Source organism: Streptomyces sp. NPDC004051 (genome assembly GCF_053604275.1).
In genome coordinates, this window is sequence record NZ_JBSGHG010000002.1 from 270,036 (window position 1) to 294,894 (window position 24,859).

28 protein-coding genes and 2 pseudogenes are annotated in these 24,859 nt (G+C 72.2%); 10 read left to right on the forward strand and 20 right to left on the reverse strand.

From position 1 onward, the window contains the following. The first annotated feature begins 136 nt into the window (after window positions 1-136). On the forward strand, window positions 137-1,234 hold the full coding sequence (locus ACWEQO_RS04790) for a sugar ABC transporter substrate-binding protein (RefSeq protein WP_361453863.1): 1,098 nt from the start codon (window positions 137-139) through the stop codon (window positions 1,232-1,234). 49 nt (window positions 1,235-1,283) lie between these two features. Here ACWEQO_RS04790 and ACWEQO_RS04795 read toward each other — a convergent pair whose 3' ends face one another. The 4 genes from ACWEQO_RS04795 to ACWEQO_RS04810 all read right to left on the reverse strand — a co-directional run bounded on the left by ACWEQO_RS04795 (window position 1,284) and on the right by ACWEQO_RS04810 (window position 5,318). Then, window positions 1,284-1,655 (reverse strand): hypothetical protein, encoded by a 372-nt coding sequence (locus tag ACWEQO_RS04795; RefSeq protein WP_452978927.1) that lies wholly within the window; start codon window positions 1,653-1,655, stop codon window positions 1,284-1,286. Between the two features lie 83 nt (window positions 1,656-1,738). Further along, window positions 1,739-3,070 carry a lipase family protein gene (locus ACWEQO_RS04800; protein WP_452978930.1) on the reverse strand — a complete coding sequence of 444 codons (1,332 nt, stop codon included), beginning with the start codon at window positions 3,068-3,070 and terminating at the stop codon, window positions 1,739-1,741. A gap of 235 nt (window positions 3,071-3,305) precedes the next feature. Continuing rightward, window positions 3,306-4,820, reverse strand: a complete 1,515-nt coding sequence (locus ACWEQO_RS04805; protein ID WP_452978933.1) for a DEAD/DEAH box helicase — start codon at window positions 4,818-4,820, stop codon at window positions 3,306-3,308. Between the two features lie 294 nt (window positions 4,821-5,114). Next, window positions 5,115-5,318, reverse strand: coding sequence for a cold-shock protein (locus ACWEQO_RS04810; RefSeq protein WP_452978936.1), 204 nt, complete (start codon window positions 5,316-5,318; stop codon window positions 5,115-5,117). Between the two features lie 325 nt (window positions 5,319-5,643). Between ACWEQO_RS04810 and ACWEQO_RS04815 the strand changes: the two genes are divergently transcribed. Then, window positions 5,644-7,572, forward strand: a complete 1,929-nt coding sequence (locus ACWEQO_RS04815; protein WP_452978939.1) for a glycoside hydrolase family 5 protein — start codon at window positions 5,644-5,646, stop codon at window positions 7,570-7,572. Window positions 7,573-7,637: 65 nt separating this feature from the next. Here the strand turns inward: ACWEQO_RS04815 and ACWEQO_RS04820 are convergent, their stop codons facing one another. From ACWEQO_RS04820 to ACWEQO_RS04835, 4 genes are all read right to left on the reverse strand, one after another. Further along, window positions 7,638-8,195 (reverse strand): cysteine hydrolase family protein, encoded by a 558-nt coding sequence (locus ACWEQO_RS04820; RefSeq protein WP_452978942.1) that lies wholly within the window; start codon window positions 8,193-8,195, stop codon window positions 7,638-7,640. A gap of 27 nt (window positions 8,196-8,222) precedes the next feature. Further along, entirely contained in the window at window positions 8,223-9,179 is a 957-nt protein-coding gene (locus ACWEQO_RS04825) for a TIGR03557 family F420-dependent LLM class oxidoreductase (protein ID WP_361453882.1), read from the reverse strand. Between the two features lie 133 nt (window positions 9,180-9,312). Then, on the reverse strand, window positions 9,313-10,785 hold the full coding sequence (locus ACWEQO_RS04830; protein ID WP_452978945.1) for an aminotransferase class I/II-fold pyridoxal phosphate-dependent enzyme: 1,473 nt from the start codon (window positions 10,783-10,785) through the stop codon (window positions 9,313-9,315). Window positions 10,786-10,839: 54 nt separating this feature from the next. Then, window positions 10,840-11,262 carry a CBS domain-containing protein gene (locus ACWEQO_RS04835; protein WP_452978948.1) on the reverse strand — a complete coding sequence of 141 codons (423 nt, stop codon included), beginning with the start codon at window positions 11,260-11,262 and terminating at the stop codon, window positions 10,840-10,842. A gap of 225 nt (window positions 11,263-11,487) precedes the next feature. On the opposite strand from ACWEQO_RS04835, the pseudogene ACWEQO_RS04840 reads away from it, so the two are divergent. Next, window positions 11,488-12,273: pseudogene (locus ACWEQO_RS04840) on the forward strand (molybdopterin-dependent oxidoreductase); the annotation flags it as partial. Window positions 12,274-12,509: 236 nt separating this feature from the next. Here the strand turns inward: ACWEQO_RS04840 and ACWEQO_RS04845 are convergent. Beyond that, window positions 12,510-13,157: a Crp/Fnr family transcriptional regulator gene (locus tag ACWEQO_RS04845; protein ID WP_452979164.1), complete on the reverse strand. Its 648-nt coding sequence runs from the start codon at window positions 13,155-13,157 to the stop codon at window positions 12,510-12,512. A 161-nt stretch (window positions 13,158-13,318) separates the two neighbouring features. Here ACWEQO_RS04845 and ACWEQO_RS04850 point away from each other — a divergent pair, with 161 nt between their 5' ends. From ACWEQO_RS04850 to ACWEQO_RS04860, 3 genes are all read left to right on the forward strand, one after another. After that, a complete protein-coding gene (locus tag ACWEQO_RS04850; RefSeq protein WP_452978951.1) occupies window positions 13,319-14,041 on the forward strand; it encodes a hypothetical protein in 723 nt (240 codons plus the stop codon). 80 nt (window positions 14,042-14,121) lie between these two features. Beyond that, a complete protein-coding gene (locus ACWEQO_RS04855; protein ID WP_452978954.1) occupies window positions 14,122-14,871 on the forward strand; it encodes an adenylate/guanylate cyclase in 750 nt (249 codons plus the stop codon). 98 nt (window positions 14,872-14,969) lie between these two features. Further along, complete coding sequence (locus ACWEQO_RS04860) at window positions 14,970-15,149, forward strand: hypothetical protein (protein WP_452978957.1); 180 nt, start codon at window positions 14,970-14,972, stop codon at window positions 15,147-15,149. 88 nt (window positions 15,150-15,237) lie between these two features. On the opposite strand, the pseudogene ACWEQO_RS04865 reads toward ACWEQO_RS04860, so the two are convergent. The 7 genes and pseudogenes from ACWEQO_RS04865 to ACWEQO_RS04895 all read right to left on the reverse strand — a co-directional run. Beyond that, window positions 15,238-15,417 (reverse strand): annotated as a pseudogene (locus ACWEQO_RS04865) (hypothetical protein); the annotation flags it as partial. Window positions 15,418-15,574: 157 nt separating this feature from the next. Next, window positions 15,575-16,522, reverse strand: a complete 948-nt coding sequence (locus tag ACWEQO_RS04870) for an iron-containing redox enzyme family protein (RefSeq protein WP_452978960.1) — start codon at window positions 16,520-16,522, stop codon at window positions 15,575-15,577. A gap of 128 nt (window positions 16,523-16,650) precedes the next feature. Beyond that, window positions 16,651-16,866: a CDGSH iron-sulfur domain-containing protein gene (locus ACWEQO_RS04875; protein WP_452979167.1), complete on the reverse strand. Its 216-nt coding sequence runs from the start codon at window positions 16,864-16,866 to the stop codon at window positions 16,651-16,653. A gap of 85 nt (window positions 16,867-16,951) precedes the next feature. Continuing rightward, complete coding sequence (locus ACWEQO_RS04880) at window positions 16,952-17,653, reverse strand: HemK2/MTQ2 family protein methyltransferase (RefSeq protein ID WP_361453902.1); 702 nt, start codon at window positions 17,651-17,653, stop codon at window positions 16,952-16,954. 16 nt (window positions 17,654-17,669) lie between these two features. Next, entirely contained in the window at window positions 17,670-18,272 is a 603-nt protein-coding gene (locus ACWEQO_RS04885; RefSeq protein WP_452978964.1) for a flavodoxin family protein, read from the reverse strand. A 153-nt stretch (window positions 18,273-18,425) separates the two neighbouring features. Beyond that, window positions 18,426-19,055 carry a DUF4291 domain-containing protein gene (locus tag ACWEQO_RS04890; protein ID WP_452978967.1) on the reverse strand — a complete coding sequence of 210 codons (630 nt, stop codon included), beginning with the start codon at window positions 19,053-19,055 and terminating at the stop codon, window positions 18,426-18,428. A gap of 75 nt (window positions 19,056-19,130) precedes the next feature. Beyond that, window positions 19,131-19,451, reverse strand: a complete 321-nt coding sequence (locus ACWEQO_RS04895) for a GYD domain-containing protein (protein WP_452978970.1) — start codon at window positions 19,449-19,451, stop codon at window positions 19,131-19,133. A gap of 234 nt (window positions 19,452-19,685) precedes the next feature. Here ACWEQO_RS04895 and ACWEQO_RS04900 point away from each other — a divergent pair, with 234 nt between their 5' ends. Further along, window positions 19,686-20,162 (forward strand): SRPBCC family protein, encoded by a 477-nt coding sequence (locus tag ACWEQO_RS04900; RefSeq protein ID WP_361453914.1) that lies wholly within the window; start codon window positions 19,686-19,688, stop codon window positions 20,160-20,162. Window positions 20,163-20,273: 111 nt separating this feature from the next. Here the strand turns inward: ACWEQO_RS04900 and ACWEQO_RS04905 are convergent, their stop codons facing one another. From ACWEQO_RS04905 to ACWEQO_RS04915, 3 genes are all read right to left on the reverse strand, one after another. Beyond that, a complete protein-coding gene (locus tag ACWEQO_RS04905) occupies window positions 20,274-20,501 on the reverse strand; it encodes a DUF6480 family protein (RefSeq protein ID WP_361453917.1) in 228 nt (75 codons plus the stop codon). Window positions 20,502-20,668: 167 nt separating this feature from the next. After that, window positions 20,669-21,217 (reverse strand): DUF6766 family protein, encoded by a 549-nt coding sequence (locus ACWEQO_RS04910; protein WP_452978974.1) that lies wholly within the window; start codon window positions 21,215-21,217, stop codon window positions 20,669-20,671. Further along, complete coding sequence (locus tag ACWEQO_RS04915; RefSeq protein ID WP_452978977.1) at window positions 21,196-21,933, reverse strand: histidine phosphatase family protein; 738 nt, start codon at window positions 21,931-21,933, stop codon at window positions 21,196-21,198. Before ACWEQO_RS04915 ends, ACWEQO_RS04910 begins: the two co-directional genes overlap by 22 nt. Before the next feature lie 213 nt (window positions 21,934-22,146). Between ACWEQO_RS04915 and ACWEQO_RS04920 the strand changes: the two genes are divergently transcribed. From ACWEQO_RS04920 to ACWEQO_RS04930, 3 genes are all read left to right on the forward strand, one after another. After that, window positions 22,147-22,812 carry a response regulator transcription factor gene (locus ACWEQO_RS04920; RefSeq protein ID WP_361454054.1) on the forward strand — a complete coding sequence of 222 codons (666 nt, stop codon included), beginning with the start codon at window positions 22,147-22,149 and terminating at the stop codon, window positions 22,810-22,812. Beyond that, complete coding sequence (locus tag ACWEQO_RS04925; protein WP_452978981.1) at window positions 22,809-23,912, forward strand: sensor histidine kinase; 1,104 nt, start codon at window positions 22,809-22,811, stop codon at window positions 23,910-23,912. The genes ACWEQO_RS04920 and ACWEQO_RS04925 overlap by 4 nt, the downstream gene beginning before the upstream one ends. Window positions 23,913-24,042: 130 nt before the next feature. Further along, complete coding sequence (locus ACWEQO_RS04930) at window positions 24,043-24,357, forward strand: hypothetical protein (protein WP_452978984.1); 315 nt, start codon at window positions 24,043-24,045, stop codon at window positions 24,355-24,357. Window positions 24,358-24,463: 106 nt separating this feature from the next. On the opposite strand, the gene ACWEQO_RS04935 is transcribed toward ACWEQO_RS04930, so the two are convergent. Beyond that, window positions 24,464-24,664: a hypothetical protein gene (locus ACWEQO_RS04935; protein ID WP_361453932.1), complete on the reverse strand. Its 201-nt coding sequence runs from the start codon at window positions 24,662-24,664 to the stop codon at window positions 24,464-24,466. Window positions 24,665-24,859 lie beyond the last annotated feature (195 nt).

Consider the following 24,859-nt stretch of genomic DNA (forward strand, 5'->3'; position numbering starts at 1 on the left):
GCGCGGCGTTGGCTTTCCTCACCGGTCGCCATGCTGCACCCTCGCCCGGAAGGCACCTGATGTGAACCCTTGTACTTCTCGCACCACCCGCACCACCCGCACCACCCGCACTACCCGTACCACCCGCACGACTCTCGTGACGGCCGGTCTCACGGCCCTCTCGCTCCTCTCGCTCTCCGCGTGCGGCGCGTTCGGCGACACCGACGGAGGCGATGACTCCGCTTCGCCGGGCGAGCGCAACGACATCACGGTGGGTCTCCTCCTGCCCGACGACGACGCCGCGCGCTACGAGAAGTTCGACCGCCCCCTCATCGAGGAGCGGGTCGGCGTGCTCACCGGCAAGGAGGGCAAGGTCGTCTACGCCAACGCCGGCGGAAGCACGGCCGAGCAGAGCCGGCAGTTCGGCCGGATGATCGCCGACAAGGTCGACGTGATCCTGGTGAACGCGGTGGACTCCAAGGCCGTCGGGCCGGACGTGAAGAAGGCCAAGGCCGCGGGCATTCCCGTCATCGCCTACGACCGGCTCGCCGAGGGCCCGATCGACGCGTACGTGTCGCACGACAACGAGCTCGTCGGCGAGGTGCAGGGCCGGGCGATCGTCGACGAGCTCAGCGGCGGGGGGAAGAAGGGCACGGTCGTCATGGTGAACGGCGCGCTCGCCGACCCGAACTCGGCCCTGTTCAAGCAGGGCGCGCTCAGCGAGTTGAGCGGGACCGTGAACATAGTCAGGACGTACGACACCGACAAGTGGAGGCCCGAGGTCGCCAAGGCGAACATGGAGAAGGCGATCGCCGACGTCGGAGCCGACAACATCGACGCCGTCTACTCGGCGAACGACAGCATGGCCGGGGCCGTCATCGAGGCGCTGGAGGAGGCGGGCGTCTCCGACCTCCCGCCGGTGACCGGTCAGGACGCCGACCTGGCGGCCGTGCAGCGGATCGTCGCGGGCACGCAGCACATGACGGTGTACAAGTCGTTCCGGCTCGCGGCGAGCGGCGCCGCGGAGATCGCGGTGGCCCGGGTCCAGGAGCGGGACATCCAGTTCGACTCGCTGGCCGGCGACCGCGTCGACAGCTCGACGCGGAAGGACATCCCGACGATGCTGATCCCGGTGGTCGCCCTGACGCGGGACAACATCCAGGACACGGTGATCCGGGACGGCGTCTACGACGTCAAGGACATCTGCACCGCCGAGTACCGGGAGGCCTGCGACTCGATCGGCCTCACTTCGTGACCCCGTGGACCACCGGCCGCCGGCCGGTGGTCCCGTCCCCGTCCGCGTGCTACGTCAACTGGTCCGAGTAGCCGATGTCCCCCACCGTCCAGGCACTCACCTCGGCGAGGGCGACGCGGTACATCCCCCCGGTGTCGGGAATGCCGTAGCTCCCCTGGAGGATGCGGGCGACGTGGAAGTGGAGGTGGGTGGGGCGCGCCGGGTCCCCGCCTCCGCCGGCCTCCGCGAACGGGACGGCGAAGTGGGTCAGCCGCGCGGAGTCGCGCAGGACCTCGGCCACCCGCTCTCTCCACAGGGCCTCGGGGGCCAGCCGTCCGGTGATGACGGCACCGGGGACGACGACGGTGAGTGACATCTGGCTGTCCCGGTCCGCCTCGACCATCGCGGCGACGGCGACGAGCAGATCGTCAGGGTGCGACATGGTCGAAGAGCGTAGCCGAGCCCCGGCCCGGCCGGGGGCCGGCGGCCCGGATCACTTCGACGTGGCGGCGCTTCACGGTGGTGTCAGGGCTGTACGGGCATGCTCCGGCAGTCGGAGGTGGCCGGCTTGCCGGACAGCCGGTCGGTCAGCCAGTCGACGGCGCCGCCCTGGTCGGCCAGCAGCGGTGCGAAGTGGTTGAGCAGTGAGCTGCCGACGTCGGGCAGGAGGACGGCCTTGTAGGTGACGTCGGCGCCCTTGCGGCACCAGTCGACGGCGAGCTCGCGGGCCTGTCCGTGCGGTACGAGGTCGTCGCTGACGCCCGTCGCCACGCGGACGGGGCCGGACGGTTCGAGCGTGCCGATGCGCTGGCTCTCCAGGAACGCCCGGAGGGCCGGCGTGGCGGCGATGATGTCGCTGAGGGAGCGCCCGTCGCGGGTCCACCCGGTGCTCTTGGTGAAGCCGTGGCCGAAGAGGGCGTCGCCGACGCACATCGTCGACAGGTCGGTGAGGGCCGCCTTGCCGGCGGCGTTCAGATGCGCCTCGGCGATGGGTCTCAGGGACGGGTCGGACTGGAGGAAGCCGTTCAGCGACCAGCCCAGCGCACCCGCCAGTTCACTGCCGTCGATGGCCTCGGTGACCGCGGTCAGGTCGGCGGGCGGTGCTCCGGCGTACGTTCCGGCGAGGGGGACGTCGGGGGCGTAGGAGGACTGGAGTTCGGCGGCCGCCGCACTCGCCCCGCCGCCCTGGCTGTACCCGAAGAGCCCGACCGGGGAGTCGGCGGTGACCGAGGCCCCGCGCACCGAGCGGGCGGCGCGGACGGCGTCCAGGACCGCGTGGGCCTCGTCGACCCGGTTCACATAGGTGTGCAGCCGGTCGGTCGTGCCCAGGCCCGCGTAGTCGGTGACGACCACGGCGACGCCCCTCGCGAGGAGGCGGTGGACGACCAGGTTCTCGTAACCGACGGACACCGTCCGGCCGTTGAACCTCAGCGGGTGCTCGAGCCCCAGGGAGGCGGCGCACTGGTCGCCCTGTCCCATGGTGCCGGGCGCCACCGCGACCAGGGGGCGGGGGCCGCCGCCCTTCCAGCGGGCGGCCGGCTCGAGGTAGGCGCCGGTGACGGCGACCGGTTTCCCGTTGGAGTCGGTGGACTTGTACATCAGCCGGGTCGCGCTTCCCGGCAGCCGGCCCGTGAGGCCGGGCAGGCTCAGGGCCAGCGGGAGGGGCTCGCTCCGGACGAGGGCGCCGTCGGCGGCGGGCAGCTGGGCGGGCGGGTGGTAGAACGCGGGGATGGTGACGCCCCGGGAAACGGTCTCGTCCGTCGCCGTGGCGGGGGCGGCGGCGACCGCCTGGGCGACGAGGCAGGCGGCGGCGGTGACCGCCGCGGTCAGAAGTCCGGTGCGCGGGCGTGGGGGCATGGCGAACCTCCTGTGGAGCAACAGGCGGGAAGCGGCCTCCGCGCCGCTCGGAGAGTGGTCCGAGCTGAAATTACCCAGAAGTAAGTTACTCGCGGTAGCAGTTGGGAGGTCACGGTTCGACAACGTGCCCACAGGCCCAAGCCCAAGCCCAAGCCCGGGCCCAGACCCAAGCCCGGGCCCAGACCCAAGCCCGGGCCCGGACCCCGGCCCAGGCCCAAGCGGGGCCGGGCCTGCCCTACCCCTTGGCGGACGACGTGCGGCGGCGGCCCTGGCCGGGGCGGCCGCGTCGGCCGCGGGACGAGGACCCGGAACGCGCGGGCTTGGCCTGGGCGGGCGGCGGAGCGAGGACGACGGGCACGCCCGAGGGCGCCTGGGCTCCGGTGATGCGGTTCAGCTCGGTCCCGCCGGGCCGTACCCGGGTGGTCTGCGGGGTGATGCCGGCGTCGCTCATGAGACGGGTCATGTCGCGGCGCTGGTGCGGCAGGACCAGGGTGACGACGGTGCCGGACTCGCCGGCCCGGGCGGTGCGCCCGCCGCGGTGCAGGTAGTCCTTGTGGTCGCCGGGCGGATCGACGTTGACGACGAGGTCCAGGTTGTCGACGTGGATGCCGCGGGCCGCGACGTTGGTGGCCACCAGGACCGTGACGTGGCCGTCCTTGAACTGGGTCAGGGTCCGGGTGCGCTGGGACTGGGACTTCCCGCCGTGCAGGGCCGAGGCGCGCACCCCGACGGCGAGGAGCTTCTTGGCCAGCCGGTCGGCGGCGTGCTTGGTGTCCAGGAACATGATCACGCGTCCGTCGCGGGCGGCGATCTCCGTCGTGGTGGCGTGCTTGTCCTCGTCGTCCACGTGCAGCAGGTGGTGCTCCATCGTGGTGACCGCGCCCGCGGACGGGTCGACCGAGTGGACCACGGGATCGTGGAGGTAGGTGCGCACCAGACGGTCGACGTTGCGGTCCAGCGTGGCGGAGAACAGCATGCGCTGGCCCCCGGGGCGCACCCGGTCGAGCAGGGCGGTCACCTGCGGCATGAAGCCCATGTCGGCCATCTGGTCCGCCTCGTCCAGGACGGTGACGGCGACCTGGTCCAGGCGGCAGTCGTCCCGGTCGATGAGGTCCTTGAGCCGGCCGGGCGTCGCGACGACGACCTCGGCCCCGCCGCGCAGCGCGCTCACCTGCCGGCCGATCGACACCCCGCCCACCACGGTGGCGATGCGCAGGCGCAGCGCGCGTGCGTAGGGGGTGAGGGCGTCGGTGACCTGCTGGGCGAGTTCCCGGGTGGGGACGAGGACGAGGGCCAGCGGCTGCCGGGGCTCGGCCCGCTGCCCGTCGGTGCGGGCCAGCAGGGCGAGGCCGAAGGCGAGCGTCTTGCCCGAGCCGGTGCGCCCGCGGCCCAGCACGTCCCGGCCGGCCAGCGAGTTCGGCAGCGTCGCGGCCTGGATCGGGAACGGGGTGGTCACGCCCTCGGCGCCGAGGGCGGTCAGCAGCCGCTCGGGCATGTCCAGTTCGGAGAAGGACCCGACCGGGTCCAGTGCCGGGGTGAGGGTGGCCGGCGGGGCGAACTCCCCACCGGACACGACGGGACGGCCGCCGCGGCCGCCACCGCGCCCGCTCTTGCCCGGACGGGGGGCGGCGCCCTGGCGGCCCGCCCCCTGCGAGCGGCCGCGGCCGCCCCGGCCGGAGCCCGCCCCGGCCTTGTCCGTACGGGAGCGGGAGGAGTTGTTGTTCGAACGGGCGGTGTGGTTTCGGTTCATGCGGAACCTTCCTCGATGCGGCACGTATCGAGGAATTCCTCCCAGCGGCGACCTGCACGGCCGTATGAGAATTCGCAAGAATGAGCCGAAGTGACAGTGAGATGAAGAAGCGGCCGGCGGCCGGGAGCGTCGGATCGCAAGGGCGAGAGCGGGGCGCGCCGGGGGTGCGGGAACGGCGCCGGCTTCGTTGCCGTGCCGAGGACCGGGGGAAGAGGGGGAACACAGTGGGCCGGGGCCCGCATCACAGAAGTGCGGGTCCCGGCCGTGCGGCGCGCGTCGGCGTCGACGTCGAGGTCAGGCGGGAACGATGTTCTCGGCCTGCGGGCCCTTCTGGCCCTGCGTGACCTCGAAGGTCACCTTCTGGCCCTCCTGAAGCTCGCGGAAGCCGGAGGTGGCGATGTTCGAGTAGTGGGCGAACACGTCGGGGCCGCCGCCGTCCTGCTCGATGAAGCCGAAACCCTTTTCCGCGTTGAACCACTTCACGGTGCCAGATGCCATATTGAATCTCCCTTGAGGGTAGTGCTCGGGGCCCACACCCTGTGGGCCCGTCGTTGCAGCAACAAAAAAGAGTGCTCGTCGACGGAAGGTCGGAAGAGCACTCGAAGCCTCGCTCGACGTCTTGCCGGGTCTCGCTGGTGTCGCTGGGGCTCGCTCGACGTCTCGCGGCCTCTGGTGGTGACCGAAACTGCAACTCTTCACGGTAACACGGGCCCCGGTGCGCGCCGATCCGGCCGTGTGCGGGACTGGACCCGTGCCGGACCGGCCTTCATGATGGTCACGGCATGAAAATGGGCATGACAATCTGGTTCTCGGGGTGGTGGCCGTGCGCGGGTTCCTCGGCAGGGCGGCTCTGGCCGCCGTACTCGTCCTGGCGCCCCTGGCGCCCCTGACTCCCGCCGCCGCGACCGCGGCACCGCGGGAGCCCGCCCCCGGGCCGGTGTCCGCCTCCGCCGAGGACTGGACGCCGCCCCTCAGCACCCGGGGCCGCTGGATCGTCGACGCGGACGGTGACCGTTTCAAGCTGCGCTCCGGCAACTGGCACGGAGCCAGCGGCACCTGGAACGGCTCGGGAAGCAGGGACGAGGACGCGAACCACCACGCCGGGGAGAACTCCGGCCGGATCCCCCTCGGCCTGGACCGCGCCCCCATGGCCGAGATCATCTCCGGCTTCCGGGAGATCGGGATCAACAGCATCCGGCTGCCCTTCTCCAACGAGATGATCCACGACGGCCGCCCCGTCACGGACGACGCGGTCGCCGCGAACCCCGCCCTGCGCGGAAAGACCCCGCTGCAGGTCTACGACGTCGTGGTCCGCGAACTCACCGCCTCCGGACTCGCGGTGATCCTCAACAACCACACCAACACCACCCGTTGGTGCTGCGGCGTCGACGGCAACGAACGCTGGAACGCGAGCCGCTCCACCGAGGAGTGGGAGAACGACTGGCTGTTCATGGCCCGCCGCTACAAGGACAACCGACGGGTGGTGGGCGCCGACCTGTACAACGAGGTCCGCCGCAGCGTCTGGGACGACCCCAACTGGGGCCTGGGCGACCGCCACGACTGGTTCACCGCCTCCCAGCGCCTGGGCGACCGCATCCTGACGGAGGCGAACGCCGACCTCCTCGTCATCGTCGAGGGCATCAACTGGACCGGCATCCCCGTGGACGGCCTCCCGCACGGACGCCCCACGCTGGAGCCCGCGCGCCGGCTCTCGCACACCCTCGTCGACTCCGGCAAACTCGTGTACTCCGCCCACTTCTACGGCTACACCGGCCCGAACCACAGCGGCGCCACCGGAATCGGCGAGACCACCGACCCCCGCTACCAGGACCTCGCCCCCGCCGAACTGATCGACGTGCTGAACCGCCAGGCCTTCTACGTCTCGGGCGAACCGGACCGGCACTTCACCGCCCCCGTCTGGATCAGCGAGTTCGGCGTCGGAGGCCGTGGCGAGACGGGCGCCGGGCAGCGCGCCTGGTTCGAGAACTTCGTCGACCACCTGATCCGCACCGACGCCGACTTCGCGTACTGGCCGCTCGTCGGCTGGCACGACAACCGCGCGGGCAACGGCTGGGCGCTGCTGCACTGGGACGCCGCGGGCCACCGCATGGGCCTCTACGACGGCGACGACTGGCGTGCCGCCGCCTGGACCCGGCTCGTCGGGGCCTCCGGCCGCACCGGCCGCATCGACCCCGTGGCCGACTGGTCGATGCTCAGCCCCGACCACGCCGACTTCGTCGCCTCGCGGCGCATGCGCGCGCTCCCCGACTGGGACTCCGGCGCCCGCAAGGCCGTCTGCCCCGACGGACAGCGCCTCCTCGGCCTCAGCCACACGGGCAACCGGGGCCTGTGCTCCGACGTGACCGCCGGACCCCTGGGGGACCCGGCCGGCGCACACCGGGTGGTCACCGACGAGCGGCACGTCGCCCCGGGCGGCGACTGGGCGTCCGGCTACACCAAACTCCAGTGCCCCGACGGGTACTTCCTCACCGGCTACAGCGTCCGCGGCTCCGCCGTCTCGGCCGCCCTGTGCGCGGCCGCCCGGCCCGGCGCGGTCACCGCCGCGGCCGGCCGTACGGTCTGGTTCGACCGGGGCGACACCAGGGGACCGGCCCCCGACGGCGGCGACTTCGCGCACGGCCACCACAAGGGCCAGTGCGCGAACGGCGAGTACGCGGCCGGCATCGCCTACACCGGCCGCCTCGGCTCCTTCCGGACCCCGGACGCGCTGTACTGCCGCCCCCTCGGCTGACCGGCTCCCCGTGGCCGCGGGGAGCCGGTCCGGCGCCCGGGGCGCGGCGGGGAGCACGGCCCTCCTCACGAGAAGTCGATCTCCTTCGCCGTGGCGACCCGGGCGCCCATGTTGCGCTCCATCATCTCCAGCGCGGCGGACTCCAGATGGGGATGGATGCAGGCGACGGCGTCCCTGGGCACGGTGACCTCCAGGTGGCGGATGTGCGCGTCCAGGGCGGAGTAGAGGATGCACTGCTCGGTGACCTGACCGCTCAGCACCACGTGTCCGACGCCCAGCCGCCACAGGAGGTAGGACAGGGGGGTCTCGTAGAAGACGGAGTGGCGGGCCTTCACCACGAAGAGCGACTCGTCGTCGGGCATGATCGGCTCGATCAGGTCGGCATGGGGCCCGGCCAGCGCGGTGTCCACGAGTTCCCCCTGGTGGGAGCGCCACAGGCCGAAGTTGTCGTTCGCGTAGACCACCGGCACGCCCGCCTCGCGGGCCCGCCCGATCAGCTCCGCCAGGACGGGCACGACCCGTCGGGCGGACGGTACGAGCAGCTCGGCGTCCTCGTGCTCATAGGTGTTGATCATGTCGACCACGACGAGGGCGAGGTTCGTCGTGTCCGTGGGCCGTTCCATGGCTCCACCGCCGTTCCTCGGCACGGGTCAGCCGCGCAGCCGCGGCAGGACCTTCGTGCGGTAGAAGTCGAAGAAGCCCTGCTGGTCCTTGCCGATCTGGTTGACGTACACGGTGTCGAACCCCGCGTCGACGAACGCCGACAGGGCCTCGACGTGCGTCTCCGGATGGTCGCCGCACGGCACGGAGGCCGCCACCCGGTCCTCGGTGACCAACTCGGACGCCTGCTCGAAATGGCGTGGGGTCGGCAGGATCTGCGGCAGCTCCCCGGGCAGTTGCTCATTGGCCCACAGGTGGTGGGCGGTGCGCAGCGCCTCCTCCCGGTCCGCGCCCCAACACACCTTCAGTCCGCCGTACACCGGCTTGGTGCCGCCGCCACCGCGGCGGAAGCGCTCGACCATGGCGGTGTCGGGCGCCATCGTGATCAGACCGTCGCCGATGCGGGCCGCGACCTCGGCGGCCTGCGGGCCGAAGGCGGAGACGTCGATGGGCACCGGCTCGTCGGGCAGGGTGTACAGCCGGGCGTTCTCCACGGTGTAGTGCCTGCCGCGGTGGCTCGTCTGCTCGCCGGTGAACAGCTGCCGGATGATCTGGAGTGCCTCCTCCAGCATCTCCAGGCGCACCGGCGCCTCCGGCCAGGGGGTGCCCAGGATGTGCTCGTTGAGCGCCTCGCCGGTCCCCACCCCCAGTCGGAAACGGCCACCCAGCTGGGCGGCGGAGGTGGCTGCCGCCTGGGCGATCACCGCGGGATGGGTCCGTACGAGCGGGCAGGTCACCGCCGTTTCGACGGGCAGCGAGACGGCCTGGGACAGGGCGCCGATCACCGCCCACACGAACGGGCTCTGACCCTGCCGGTCGTTCCACGGGTGGTAGTGGTCCGAGATCCAGAGGGAGTCGAAGCCGGCCTGTTCGGCCATTCTGGCCTGCTCGACGAGTTCGGCCGGGCTGTGCTCCTCGCACGACAGGAAGTATCCGAAGTCGGCCATCGTCTCTCCCGTCTCCCGTGTGGAGCGTGTGGTGAGGGGGGAACGTACCGCCGAGTACCCGGTGGGACGAGGCATAACAGGGACGCGGGCACAGGGCGCGGCACGGCGCGTGCGGCACGGCGCGCGGTACGGGTCAGTCGTCCGCGACGACCCGTACGGTGTTCAGGCGTCCGTCGGCCGCGTCCGGCAGGAACACACCGGCTTCGACCGCTGTGGTCAGGTACTTCAGCACCGGATCGGTCAGGCGTTCGCCGGGCAGCGCCACCGGGATGCCGGGCGGGTAGGGAGTGATCATCTCGGCGGCGATCCGCCCGGCGGCCTCGGACACGGGGACCTTCGCATGCCGTGCGAAGTAGGCGTCCCGGGGCAGGAGGGCCTGCTCCATCCGCAGGTCGGCCGGGGACGGCACGGCCACGTGCGGGGGATCCCGCAGCTCGTCGGCGTGGTCGGCGAGATCGCGCAGGGCGGTGAGCAGGCGCGCGGTGGTCCGCTCGTCGTCGGCGTGGGTGAGCTGCGCGCTGACGCGCCGGTGGTCGAACAGATGGGTGTCGATGTGATGGTGGGCCCGCAGCCAGTCGGCGGCGCGGTAACCGCTGGTGCCGAGGTCGCTGATGTCCATGACGACCGGGAGCGGATCGAAGTCGGCTGCGAGGCCGGGGCCGCAGAAGTCCTTCGCGTCGTTGACGTGGAAGCCGTCGACCGCCTCGACGGCCGCACGCGTGCGCTCGGCCAGGTCCAGGGCGCGGCCCATGAGTTCCCGCCCGTGTTCGACCATCTGCCGGCGCCACGCGTCGATGCCGGCGTAGAGCAGGACGTTGGGGCTGGTGGTGCCGAGGAGGTCGGCCCGCGAGGCCAGTTCGGCGGGGTCGACGAGGTCGCCCCGGAGGTGGAACACCGAGCCCTGTTCCAGTCCGCTGCCCATCTTGTGGATGCTCGTCACGCAGATGTCGGCGCCCGCGTCCATGGCCCACGACGGCAGGTCGTCGTGGAAGGGCAGGTGGGCCCCCCACGCCTCGTCCACGATGAGCGGTCTGCCGCGGCGGTGACAGACCTCGGCGATGCCCGCGAGGTCGGCCGCGGCTCCGTACGGGGTCGGGCTGGTGACCAGGGCGCCGTCGGCATGGGGGTGTTCGGTGAACGCCCTGTCGTAGGCAGCCGCCGACGGCGGGTGGGCGAGGTGCCGGGAGGCGTCCCATTGGGGCTCCACCCACACCGGCTCGACGCCCGACAGGATGAGCCCGGCGACCACCGACTTGTGCGCGTCGCGTCCGACGAGGAGCGTGTGGTGCGGGCGGGTCACCGTCAGCATGGCGGCCTTGACCGAAAGCGAACTGCCGCAGGTCGAGAAGAACGTGTGGTCCGCGTGGACCGCGTCGGCCATGAGGTCCTCGGCCCGCGCCAGGATCCCGCCCCGGGTGAGCCGCTCGTCCAGGCCGCCGTTGGCCAGGACGTCACCGAAGAAGACGGCGTCGCCCAGGACCGCGCGGGCCCGCGGGTCCGCGCCGCGTGCCTGTTTGTGGCCCGGTGGCGTGAATCCCAGTTCGTCCGCGTTCCCGTACCGGGCAAGAGCATCGAGGATCGGGGCCTCGGCGTGGTGCGCAGCCATGGGGGCCGGGTTCCCTCGGACCCGGCCCCATGCCGTCGGCGTCACCCGTGGGCACTACTGGTTGGGCTTCGCGGCGCTGATGTCGCCGAGAGCCGACTCGGGGTCGCGTTCGATGGCCAGGTCCCCGAGGGAGACGATGCCCACCGCGTGCTGGTCGTCGTCGACGACCGGGACCCGGCGGATCGCGTGCTCGCGCATCACCTGGACCACGAGGGTCAGGTCGTCGTCGGGACCCACGGTGACCAGGTCCTCGCTGCACGCCTCGGCCACCGTGGTCCGGTTGGGGTCGCCGCCGCCGGCCAGGGCGCGCACCACCAGGTCACGGTCGCTGACCAGCCCGCGCAACCGCTCGCCCTCGGTGACCAGAACGGCGCCCACGTCCTCGTCCCGCATCATCCGGGCCACGGACGTCACCGAGGCCTGGGGTTCGACGGTCACCGGGACACTCGTCATGACCTCGCTGACATGCTGAGTCATGGAACCACCCTTCCGTGTGGTGCGGTCGGTGCTCTCACCGCCGCTCGGCCTGCCGGGTACCCGCCGGAGTCCTTTCCCCACACCGCCACCGGCGGTTCCGGCCCCCGGGAAGCCGGGAAGCCGTGACGCCGTCCGGGACGTCCCGGACGGCGTCACGGAAGTGGGGCGAGGGGTACCGGGAGCGAGGCGGCGGCGGCCGCCGCCGGTGCGTGCCGGGAGGCTTGCATGGAGGCTTCGGAGACCGCGGGGACCTCGGTGGACCGGATCGCCCACCCCTGGGGCGGCCGTACCCCCTACGGCGCGCACGAGCAGTGGCCCGTACACGTGGACACGTATCTCGAACCGGGTGTCGAGGCGAGCCGGGTGCGGCGATGGGTGCGGGCCGCGTCGATCCTCCACTCCGACGGCGACGCGATGGACATCGCGGTCGTGGACGGGCGCATGGCGGGGGTGCGCGGCCGGGCGGACGACCGCGTCAACCGGGGCCGCCTGGGACCGAAGGACCTCTTCGGCTGGCAGGCGAACGCCTCGCCGGACCGGCTCACCCTGCCGCTGGTCCGCGAGGGCGGACGGCTGGTGGAGTGCGACTGGGACACCGCGATGGGCAGGATCGTCGCCCGCTCGCGGGAACTGCTCGAGGAGCACGGCCCGGGAGCGCTCGGCTTCTACACCTCCGGGCAGCTGTACCTGGAGGAGTACTACACGCTCGCCGTGCTGGCACGGGCCGGGATCGGCACCAACCACCTGGACGGGAACACCCGCCTGTGCACGTCCACCGCCGCCGAGGCGCTGAAGGAGTCCTTCGGCTGCGACGGGCAGCCGGGCTGCTACGACGACATCGACCACGCGGACGTGATCGCCCTGTTCGGGCACAACACCGCCGAGACGCAGCCCGTGCAGTGGATGCGCGTCCTCGACCGCCTGGAGGGCGCCGACCCGCCCCGTCTGGTCTGCGTCGACCCGCGCCCCACCCGGCCGGCCCGCCGGGCGGCCGTGCACCTGGCCCCGCGGAGAACTCCCTGCACTGGGAGATGCTCGACCGGTTCGCGCAGGCCACCAGGGACGAGGAACTGCTCACCCCGGGCCCGAGGCGGGGAGCGAGTGCGCCGGCGCCGGGACCGGAACGTCTGCCCGGAAGCGATGGTGAGGGGCCCGGGCTGCCGGCGCCCGGTGGTGTGCCCTCCGGGGGAGACGGAGAAGGCGGGTGGGGAGCGCCGGACGTGTGGTGGCGGCCGCGCCACGACGACTCAGGGTGTGGTGTCCGTCGCCCCGGCATCGAACGCGTGGCGGCGCAGACCGGCGACATCGGTGACGACGATCCGGGACCGTGCCGGGGCGCTGCCGAGGAATCCCAGGTTCTGCAGTTCTCTGACCCGTCGTCCGGCCGCCTCCCGGCCCATCCCCAGCCAGTCGCCCAGGTCCTCCTGCGTGACTTCTTTGATCTCGGTCCCGAGGGGGGTGGGCACGCCTTCGGCTTCGGCCAGCCACAGCAGCAGCCGGCTGAGTCTGAGCCGGGTGGGGGCGCCGGTGATGACGATCCGATGGTGATCCGACTCCCTCAGCCGTGTGCACACGGACAAGAGCACCTTCCGCAGAATGCCCGGATGCTCCGCGAGCAGGGCCTCGAACGCCTCCCGCGCGTACCAGCGGATGTACATCGGAGTCAGCGTCGTCACGGTTGCGTTCCGGGGACCTCGCTCCAGGACGCCCATCTCGCCGATGAGGTCACCGCGTCCGCGGGTGGCCAGATAGACCGCGTGATCGTTCTCGCCCCGCCAGAACACACGGCATGTGCCACTGATGATCACGGCGGCCCTGTCGGAGACGTCGCTCTGGCGGAAGAGTGTCTCGCCGGGTTCGGAGGGGTGCCGCGGTACGCGTCCGACTCGTTCCATGGCCTTGCGCTCGTCATCGTCGAGGGATTCCCAGAACGTCGTATGTCTCACCCCGGCAGTGTCTCGAACTCGGCCTTCGTAGCGAGGTACTTGCAACACTTTGATCAACTTAATCCTGCTCTTATGTGACCTGCAGTCACATGAGTAGGCAGGTAAGGCAGATGTCCGCAGAACAGGGACCGTCGCAGGATCACCCTCCGCGCCAGGAACAGGACGCGAGCGGTGGGCAGAGCCGGATCAACATCCAGTCGGGTCGCGACACCAGGATCGACGAGGGCGCGGTCCTGGCCGGCGGCGACGTCCAGATCGGTGACCGCGTGAGCGGGGACAAGATCACCATTGTGAATACGGCCAGCCGGTGGGTCGTCGCGAACCCCCTGCTGGCCGGCGGTCTGGCAGCCGTCCTGACCGTGTCGGCCTGGACCGGGGCCTTGCTGGTGCCCGGGGACTCCGGGGGCACGGTCGACCGGTCCGTGGTCGACGAACCGGGGCTCGCCGGCGCACTCCACACCGTCGAGCAGACCCGGGTCGCCGAGCGGCTCGGAGACGCCGCGTCCTGGTGCCACCTCGTGCAGCCCGGCGACGACACCTGTGGAACCGCCATGCCCTCGGTGTTCGAGGCGAAGGCACCGTTGTACCGCGAGCGGGTCGACGAGGTCGAGATCGGGGAGCCGGAGGAGACCGGCACGGGTGCCCGGATCAGATTCAGCTGGAAAGGCCGGAACCAGGGCACCGCACGTCTCGTCCGCTCCGGCGGGCGCTGGCAGCTGGACCCCTCCGACTACGGAGTGCTGAAGCTCTGCCGCGCCGGGCTCTTTCTTTCCCTGGTCGACGCGAGAAGCCAGGAACTGAAGTGCGGCGTGTTCCGGATCCCGACGTCATAGCTCCGGCCGGTACGGCGCGGGCGCCGTCCGCCGCCGACGCGTCGGCTGATACGTCCACCCACAGAAAGTGACATCCGTTCGTGAACTTCCAGGCCCAACAGGCCCACTTGCTCTTCGCCGACATCAAAGGGTTCAGCTCGCGCAGCGACCGCGAGCAGTTGCGCAGCCGAGAAGACCTCTACGCCGAGTTCCGCTCGGCGTTCACCGACGCGCTGTGGCAGCTGTGCTCCCACGAGGACCGGGGGGACGGTGTCCTGTTCGTCATACCGCCGGCCTTTCCGGTGGGGACTTTGTTCACCGAGGTGCTGCCCCGGCTGGAACACGGGCTCGGCGGGAGGCGGCGCAGCGATCCGCTGCTCCGGCTGAGGATCGCCGTACACGTCGGTGCGGTGCACCGCGACCGTCACGGCTTCGCCGGAAACGCGGTCAACCACGTCTTCCGGCTCTGCGACGGGGAACCACTGCGGCAGGCGCTCGACGAGGCCGCGAGCGACACCGCGCTCCTGGTGTCGGACGCGGTCCGCGACTCGGTGGTGCGCGCGGGCCTCCCGGGCGTGGAACCCACGACGTTCCACGCTGTCCCGCTGCACGTCAAGGAGACGCGTGCCAGGGCCTGGCTGCATGTGGCCGGGGACAACGCCTGTGCGATGAGGATCGCCCAGGAGTCGCAGTCCCGGACGGACGACGAGCGTGGCGGGGACAAGCCCGGCGGGGTCTCCGTCCGCGCGGGCCACAGCGTGCACATGAACGGCGCGGTCGTGACGGGCGGCGACGCCCACGTGAGTTCCCCGTCCGCTCCGCGCTCCCGCTGGTGGCGCGGCACGCGATGAGGGCCGCCGCACCGGTCGCGACCGGTGCGGCCTGGGCCTGTGAACCGGAGATCACTCCTACTCCCAGCGGCAATCAACCCGTAAGGACAGGTAATCGGATGAGCACTGACAAGGTACTGATGGGCGCGGGCACGGCTCTGTTCGTGGTCATGGCCGTGCTGTTGCGGGTGGGCACGACGAGTGCAGGTCTCTTCATCACCTACGGCGTGCTGGCGATGGTCGGCGTCTGCGTCGCACTCGCGGGAAAGAAGCTGCGCGACCGGAGCCGTAGCCGGTGAACGGAACGACACCCGACGCGGCGGTGGGCACCGGATGGACAGCGGTGTCCCCCTGTTCCACGACCGGGGCGTCGCCCACGTGTCGTCCTGGGCGGGTGCTCGGGACGGTGACCGTCTCGCAGGAGTCGGAGGCGACGTCCTTGCAGAGGCTGAGGAGGTCGACCTCCCGCAGGTAGGAGCCGCCCATCGCGTCGCGGTCGGTCCGGCCGACGATCGCGACGACGGGCACGTGGTCGAGTCTCGTGTCGTAGCGGCCGGCGGGGAGGTGATCGGGGACTTCCTACGGTACGTCCGAAGAGTCTTCCGGGGTGGGTGCGGGGCGGGACCAGGAGCGACGCAGCGAACGCGGGGCGGCCGGTCGTCGTCACTGCGGCCGGTGTGAGGGGAGGCTGAGCCTGCGGTGATCGGTCACCGGGCCACACGAGTCAGCGGACCACAGACCGCTGAGCCGAAGAGTGGATGCCGGCCTCCAGCGGCCTGCCCCCGCGCAGTGCCGTGGCCCCCTGGCGCCAGGCGTTGAGCAGCCTGGTCGCCAGGCGGTCCTCGAGATGGGAGGTCGCGCGGATCCCGAACACCACCTCGGGATCCAGGTGCGGTTCGTCCTCCAGGAGCCCGCCGACCACGTCGTGCCGTACGACCTGCTCGTGCACCGCGTCCGCCTCCACGTGCTCGGCGTAGAACCGTACGGCCGCCGGGCCCGCGCCCACGCGGCGCAGTGCCTCGGCGAGACGGCGCGAACCCGGGGACGAGGTCGTCTCGACGGCGGCGAAGTGCCCGACGAGCGCTGCGCGCAGGGCCCGGTGCAGACCGAACAGGGACATCAGGTTGACGGTGGCGAGCGCCTCGGCCGGCGCGGCGTCGACGTAGTGGCCGTACGCCGTGTCCAGCCGCAGGTCCTCCATGAGGTCGGCGAACAGTTCCGCGTGGATCTCGTCGGCGCGGCCCGCACCGAACTCGTCGAACTCGACGGCGACCATGGCGGCCTTGGCCCGCCCGTGGAGCCGCGGGAGGACCCAGGCGTGCGGATCCGCCTCCTTGAGGTGGTACAGCGAGCGCAGCGCGGCGTACTCACGCAGCTGCTCGAGGCTGCCCTCGTCGCGCAGGAAGTGGGAGACGCCGCTGTCGTCGCCGACCGGTTCGAGCTGGAGTTCGTCCAGCGCCTGCCGGGCCGTGTCCGTGCCGTCCACCGGCACGTCCGCGCGCAGCGCGCCCAGGAAGCGACGCTCGAGCGCGCCCCGGAAGGCCAGCAGGCCACTGTCCCACTCGAGGCTGTCGGGGACGCCCCGGAAGCCCTGGTAGTGCAGCTCGTAGAGGACGTAGAGGGCGAGTTGCAGGTCGTCGCCGTAGGCGGAGGACCGCTCGGGGGACGGCATGCTCCCGGTGTCCGTACTACCGGGGTCCGCTTCCCGCAGCAGGGCCGTCACCGCGGCGGAGAGCGGGCCGCGCGGCTCGGGCAGCGGCGGAGACAGCAGCCGGAGCCGGCGCCGGGGGGTGGAGCCGGTCACGGGGCACCGCCTTCTTCCCCGCGATCCGGTTCCGCCTCGGGACACCCGGGATGTCCGGGGCGTTCTGGCTGCTCAGTCCGCTCAGTCCGTTCGCTACGGGAGCCCGGGCCGGCGGAGGGTTTGCCGCGGCGCCGGTGACTGGTGTCGCACCAGGGGAAGATGCGGCTCCGGCGGCAGGTGCAGACGGCCACGGTGAAACGCTGTGAGACCATCACCTCGCCGTCCTCGCCCACCACTTCGACCGGCCCCTCGATGAGCAGCGGCCCGTCGCGCTGGACGCGGACGCGGCGGGGGCGTTCAGGCGTGTTCGGCACGGATGACCACCAGTTCCTCCGTCGTTCCGTCGGCCGCCAGGCCCTGTTCGCGCAGCCAGGCGAGCCGTGAGCGCAGCACCCGGCCGAAGGGCAGCCGGGTCCGGTCGACCACCTCCGGGCGCAGACCGGCTCCCTCCAGCCGGCTCAGGGTGGCGTCGACACCGCACAGGTGCGAGTGCACGAGCAGGAGCTTCCCCGCCGGCCGCAGGACCGTCGGCGCGCTGTCGCAGATGCGGTCGATCAGCAGCCGGCCGTCCGATCCGGCGTCCCAGGCCCGGGCGGGGCCCCGGGGTGGTGCGGCGCCCGGAGCGGGCACATAGGGCGGGTTGGTGACCACCAGGTCGAAGCGGCGGCCGGGCACGGCCGTCGCCAGGTCGCCGTGGCGCACCCGCAGGGACTGCCCGTTCAGCCGGGCGTTCCACCAGGTGGTGGCGAGCGCCCTCCACGAGATGTCGACCGCGGTGACCCGCCCGCCGAGCCGGGCCGCCTCCACCGCGAGCAGGCCGCTCCCGGTGCCGAGGTCCAGCACGTCCGTCTCTCCCGTGATCCGCTCGCGACGCAACGCCCGCCTCAGGAGCCCGGTGTCGGTCTGCGGGGCGTACACGCCCCTGGGCACCCAGTGGCGGAGACGGGGGGCGGCATCGAGGGGTTCGGCCGGCCGGGGCGCCGGCATGGGGGCCGTCATACGCGCCTCCTCTCCCTCAGCCGCCTGCCCGCAGGGGCAGCGCCGACAGGGCCCGTGCGACACCGAGGAGGTTGTCGGCCATGGCGTGACCGGTGCTGTGCGCCCAGTCGCGGCCCCGCTGCTCGTCCAGGTAGTCGGGCCCCGGGCCGGGGCCGAGGTGCCAGTACGTCCAGGCCTGGCCGGGGATCGTGTAGCCGATGTCGGCGAGGGCCCCGGAGATCTCGCTGATGACGTGGTGCGCGCCGTCCTCGTTCCCGGTGACCACCACCCCGGCCACGCGGTTGTAGGCGACGGGACGGTCCTCGTCGTCGGTCTCGGACATCATCGCGTTCATGCGTTCGAGGACGCGCTGCGCCACCGAGGACGGCCGGCCCAGCCAGGTGGGCGAGGCGACGATCAGGATCTCGGACTCCAGGAGTTCCGAGTGGACCCGGGGCCACTCGTCGCCGTCGCCGGCGTCGGTGACCACACCGGGGGCGATGTCGAGGTCGACGGCCCGTACGGACGTGACCTGCACGTTCTGTTCCGAGAGCCGCTCCGCGACCACGGAGGCCAGCGCCTCGGTGTTGGAGGGCTCGGGGGACCGCTTGAGAGTGCAGTTGACGACGAGTGCCTTCACGATCGCTCCGAGATCGGGGACGGTTGGCCCGCTGCACACGCATCTACCGGCAGCGGCGCCCCACGAGTACCCCGAGACGCCGGACGTAACGAGCCCGGCTCCCACGACGCCACCCGGTCCGGGCCGTGACGGAGCCCCGACCGGCGACCGCGCTCAAGGCCGCAGATGCTCCAGGAGCCCCTCGGGAACGGAGTAGGGAAGCTCCCGGGGAAGAAGCCGCCGGGCGGCCTCCGGATCACCGTCCCGCACGAGCCCGTGGACCTCGTGCGCGAGAGCGGTGACATCGGTGACGGAGACCGTCCACTCGTCCGCGTAACGGCGTGTCGCCTCTCCGGCGAGCCCGAGCTGCAGCGAGCGGTGGGCGAGCGGCCGCAGGCGCACATCACGCTCGGGGTCCCACTGGACCCGCGCCGGGGCCCGCTTCAACTGCCGCTTCCAGGTACCCGGATCGGCGTGCAGCCCGCGCTCGTAGTGCGACAGGCAGGCGTGCTCCAGCGCCCACTCGAAACCCTCACGGGTGATCTCGACCGCGAGGACGACCTCCTGCCCCTCCTTGGTCCCCCACCCGCAGCGGTACATCATCCAGAGGAAGGACGGCTTGATCCACGTCATCCGGTCCCGCTTCCAGGCCGCCGGGAAGCGGCCCTCGTGGGCCGCGGGCAGGCCGATCTCCGGTGGGTAGGCCTGGTAGACGATCACCGTGGTGTCGGTGGAGCGGGCGCGGATCCGGTACTCGGGTTCTTCCACGGTGCCAGCGTGCGGAACCCGGGCGGCGCGCGCCATCGAATTACCCGGGCACCCGGGCACTCGGCCGCCGAGGGGAGCTCGGGCCCCACCGGAGACACGCGTTGCCTTCGGTTACTTGCCGGGGGCGCGGAAGGCGACCTCGCGGCGGGCGGCCTCGTCGACCTCTTCGAGGGTGAGGAGCGGGGTGGCCCGGGTCTGGAGGGCGCCGCTGGCCTTGACGGCGAGGCTGACGGCGGCCATGGAGACCGCGTCGGGGAAGTCGACGACGATCACGGTGTCGCTCTCCCCGAAGGCGAAGTACATGGCCTCGACCTTCCCGCCGAGACCGGTGACGACCTGCTCGACGGCGGCGCGGCGGCCGCTCGCGCCGTCCTTGAGCAGGCCCTTCGCGCCCTCGGACGTGTAGGTGGCCTGGATGAGGAACTTCGGCATGGGACGCTCCGTGCTCGTCGGGTGTCAGTGCTTGTCGGTGCTTGTCAGTGTTTGTCGGTGTGCAGAGTGCCTTCCCGCTGTCAGGCCGGGCGTCGGCCGTCGAGCGGCCGGATTCACCCGTCGGGGCGGCGGGTTTTCCGGCCGGTCGGGCCCCGGCTTCCGGTTTCGGCGTTCAGGTCTCCGCGGCTGGGTACCCGACGTCGTGCCGAACGACCGGCAAGTGAGGAGGAGTCAGTGAGCACGGTGAAGGAAGCGGTGGACGTCGAGGTGCCCCTCCACACCGCCTACAACCAGTGGACGCAGTTCGAGGACTTCCCGAAGTTCATGGAGGGCGTCGAGGAGGTGCGGCAGCTCGACGAGCGGCACAACCACTGGAAGACCAGCATCGGCGGGGTGCGGCGCGAGTTCGACACCGAGATCGTCGACCAGTTGGCGGACGACCGGATCACCTGGCGGGTCGTCGACGGCGAGACCCGGCAGCGGGGATCGGTCAGGTTCGAGCGGCTGGACGACACCCACACCCGCGTGGAGCTCACGATGGACGTCGAACCCACCGGCGTTGCCGAGAAGGGCGCGGACATGCTGGGCGTGATCGACCGCCGGGTCAAGGGGGATCTGCACCGCTTCAAGGAGTACATCGAACAGCGCGGCGGGGAGACGGGCGCCTGGCGAGGACGCATCCGGCCCGGGGAGCCCGGCTCGACCCACTGACGCCCCGGCACGCGCTACAGCAAGTCGCGCCGAGCGGGCAGCCGGGCAGCTCACGAGCTGCCCGGCTGCACTCGGCTTCGGAAGCGGCCGGGGCGGCCGGCGGCCGAAGCGTCACGAGACCAGGGACACCACCATGGCGATCAGTCCGATCGCCACCAGCGCCACCACCACCATGATCAGGGCGAGTGCCATCGGCCCCCACCCCTTGCGCGGTTCGTGCGGCTCCGGATACGAGATGCCGGAGGTGCCGCCTTCGGCGGGCGGCGTCTCACCGGGGGACACCCCGCCGCCCGGTTTGATCCCCGGGGTCCGCCTCGGATCGGGATCAGGAGTCGTCATGGCGCACGCTCCTCTCGGCGCTCGTCTGCCATGTGCCTGTGGGCCGGTGCGCTCACCGCCGCTCGGCCCCGAGTACCCGTGGGCGGTCGGTCCTCACGTGGTCACCGGGGGGACATGGGCGACGGCCGGACCCGGTGGTCGTGCACGGGCTCCGCACGCGTGTGTTCTCAGCCCGCCACGCCGGTGGTCCCGTGGGCCGCGCCCACCGGCTTGGACTCCGGGGAGCCCCGTTGCCGCAGGTAGATCGAGAGGACCGCCATCGAGGCGACGGCCAGCAGTTCGGACTGCCAGTTCTGCAGGGTGCGGTTCCAGAAGTCCGCCGCGCCGAGGTAATCGGCCCAGCTCAGCGGGGCCTGCAGCTGCCGTAGCCGCTGCTCGTTGTAGGCGGCCGTGCCGGTGATCGACTGGACCAGCCAGGACAGTATGAAGATCGTCCCCATGGCCGGCAGCAGTGAGTTCGAGTGGACCGCGCGCCGCCATCCGCCGGCCTTCGCCCACTCGGGCGAGTCCTTCGCGGCGTACTCGCCGGCCGACTGCTCCAGCTCCTCCACGGTCGCGGGCGCGAGGACGGCGCACGCGCGGTCGTGCGCGCCTGCACCGAGGGCCTGCTCGAACAGGGCTGCCGTCCCGCGTACGGCGTCCCGCCGTTCCGCCACCGTGCCGCACCCGCTCACGCCGCCGACGGCGCCGACGGTCAGCAGGACGGAAACCGCCACACCGCGTGCTCGCCCGGCCGTCCGCCCACCTCCACCGGCAGTACACCGCACGTGATCGCATGCGCGCGGATACCGCGCCCCGGCCTTCCCCCACCCGGCCGACACCCCCCGCACGACGGGGGAGACCCGGTCGCCCGAAGACGGCCCGGCCCGACCCGGAGCGCGGGGCCGGGGCGCACGTGCCGACAGCCGTTCGGGGAGGACAGGCGCACCGTGACCGGCGGCCCCACCGTGACGTGCCAGAACGCGGTCACCGGCGCCGACAGGGCGTGGAGCAGCGCGGCCCGGGCCACGGCCGGTTCGGTGACGGCCACCACGTTCCCCGTGTGCGGCGGCAGGCCGTCGATCCAGTCCGTGACCCGCCGGCAGAACCGGCGCACGGATTCGCCCCCGTGGGGTACGGCGTCCGGGTCCGTCAGCAGGGCGGAGAGCCCGTAGGGATCGGCGGCGGCGACTTCGGCGGCGCTGCGGCCGTGCCACCGGCCGTAGTCGAAGTCGCGCAGCGCGGGCTCCACCTCGGTCGTGAGGGCGAGCGCGTGAGCGGTCCGCGCGCAGCGGAGGGAGGGCGCCCGGACGGCCGTCGCGCAGCGGGGCAGGACCGCTGCGGTGGCGTCCGCGCCGGCCGGACCGGGCTCGCGCGCCGCGAGGTCGTCGAAGATCGGCCGGCCCGTGTCGTCCCCGGCGGCCGGACAGAGGAACGTCAGACTGATCGGCATCCTGCTGGTCTCCCTCCTGCGACGAGGCATCGACTGCTGCCTCCACGGTCGGGCACCGCCGCTCGTGGACCCATCCGGCAGGTGTCCGGAGCCGTCCCGCCGACCGGCTGGAACGACCCCGCCACCCGGCGGTTGTCGGTCCTCGCACCGGGAGGCGCGTCCGGCGGGCGGGTACGCATCGAACGGTGAGACCCGACGGCGAGTGGAGCACGCGTGATCCGGGTGATGGTGGTCGACGACGAGGCACTGATCCGTACCGGTTTCCAGCACATCCTCGAGGCGGCGGACGACATCGAGGTCGTGGCGGCGGTCCCCGGCGGCCAGGCGGTCCGCACGGCACGGGAGCGACGTCCCGCCGTCGTCCTGCTGGACATCCGCATGCCCGACGTGGACGGCCTCACCGTCCTGGCCGACCTCCGCGGACTGCCGCACCCTCCGGTGGTGGCCATGCTCACGACGTTCGGCATGGACGAGTACGTCACCGCGGCACTTCGCTCGGGCGCCGCGGGCTTCCTGCTCAAGGACACCGACCCGGAGCAACTGCCGTCCCTGGTGCGGACTCTGGCGGAGGGCGGCACCGTCCTGTCGTCGGAGGTCACCCGAACCGTCGTGGACGGCTACCTGAACGCCGGCCCGCAGCAGGAGGCCGTCCGCAGCCTCGACCGGCTCACCGACCGCGAGCGGGCCGTACTCGCAGCCGTTGCCGAGGGCCTGACCAACGCCGACATCGCCGCACGGATGCACCTGAGCACCGGCACGGTCAAGGACCATGTGAGCGCCGTCCTCACCAAGCTGGAGGTGGGCAGCCGCGTCCAGGCCGCCCTGCTCGCGGAACGCGCCGGCTTCCTCAGGACACCGCGGGACCGGGAGGGACCGTGAGCGCCCGCCGCCTGTCCGCCCCGCTGCTGGAGGCCGCCCTCGTCGCGGTGGCACTGATCGACGTCTGGGTCCATGCCGATCTTTCCGAGCCGCTGCGCATGGCCTGCGCCCTGGTCGCCGCGTTCGCCCTCCTCCTGCGCCGGCGCCTGCCGAGGCTCACGTTCCTGTTCACCCTTCCCGCCGTTCTCCTCTCCGACTCGATCTTCGCCGCCCTGGCCGCGCTGTACACGCTCGCCTCGCTCACCCGTGGCCGCACCCTGCCGGTCGTCTGCGCCGTGGCGTTCACCTTCGGCGATCTGGTCTCGTTGCCCTCGCCGGGAATCGCCGTGTCGGTACCGTCGACCTTCATCGCCCTGGGCTACACGGCGGCGACGGCAGCCGCACCGGTCTTCCTCGGCCAGCTCGTACAGGCCCGGAGCGATCTGTCGTTGCGGCTCGCGGAGATCTCCCGGGCCCGCGACCACGAGCGGCAGCTGACCGCCCAGACCGTGCTGGCCAGGGAACGCACGACCCTCGCCCGCGAAATGCACGACGTCGTCGCCCACCAGGTCAGCCTCATCGCGGTGCGGGCCGGGGCCCTCCAGGTCGGCAGCCGCGACCCCGAAGTCCGGCAGGCCGCGGCCACGATCCGGAAGCTGAGCGTGCAGACCCTGGAGGAGCTGCGGCACATGGTCAGCGTCCTGCGCACCGCCGGGGGCGATCCCGTGGAACTGGTTCCGCAGCCCTCTCTCGCCGATCTCCGGCGGCTGGTCGACAACAGCGGTATCGAGACCGAGCTGCAGACGGACCTGCCGGACAGCCTGCCACCGCCGGTCCAGCGCGCCGTCTACCGCACCGTCCAGGAGGCGCTGACCAACGTGCGGAAGCACGCGCCCGGCGCGACAGCGGTCGTACGCATCCACCACGAGCACGCAACGGTCCGCGTCACCGTCACCAACTCACCGCCGACGCGTCCCGCGCTCTCCCTCCCCGGCGCCCACCACGGCCTGGTCGGCCTGCGCCAGCGGGCCGAGCTGCTCGGCGGCACCGTCACCTGCGGCCCCACCACGGACGGCGGCTACCGCCTGAGCCTCGCCCTCCCGGCCACCGGCACACGCTGACGAGGCGAGCCGGGTGCACCCCGCGGCGCCGGGACCGCCCGTCGGCCCGGGGGTCGCCCGTCGGCTCGGGGGCCGTCGAGACGCGCAGTCCGGCGAACCCGGGGCCGGCCACCGCAGGCACGATGGTCCCGTGGACGATCTGGAGCGCATCAGAGCGGAAAGCGTGGCGTCCTTCCGAGCACTCGATGAGAATGCCACCCCGCGGCGTCACTTCCACCACGCGGACGAGGAGGACGGCTTGTGGTACATCGAGGCCGTACCCGACCGTGGTGAGTGGGTCGTCATCAAGCAGGCCGAGCTGACGTCGGCCGGCCGATTCCACCGGTACGGCCGGGAGCACCCGGAGGACGAGCACGGCGGTCTGACTGACCGGGCGATCGATCCTGAAGAGGACCCGCTGGAGACCATTTCGGCCGAGGAGTTCCAGCGGGTGTGGACCCGGTGAGCGGGCCGGCCCACCGCTCCGGAAGTTCGCTTGCGGAGCCCGAGGCGCCGCTGTGGGCCGGTGTGCACCGATATGCGCCGACGCGGGGGTCGATCGTGGAGGTCGGTCAGGACGAGCGGGACTTGCGTCTCCGGCGGTGTCCGACCACATGACGCAGCAGGAGCACAGCGAAGGCGACGAAGAACACCAGCGATCCGAGGCGGACCCACGGCGGACCGGAACTGGCGGCCGACCACCCGGACCAGACGAGGCACAACACCGTCCAGCCGGGGCTGTCGACGGGGGATCGCCCCCGGTCCTGAGCCATGCACCGCTCCCTTCCCGGGCGTGTGATCATCCCACGGAAGACGGCACGTGAGGGGACCGGGCGTGGAGCCGGCCCCGGGAACGTCGGAGCAGCCAGGTCACCGACCTGAGGGTTCCGCAGGGAGGACGGTGCCCCGCCGGGTGGTGTGGGGCCGGAGAGGGGTGCACTGCCGAAAACCGTGAGCAGTCGGCGGGC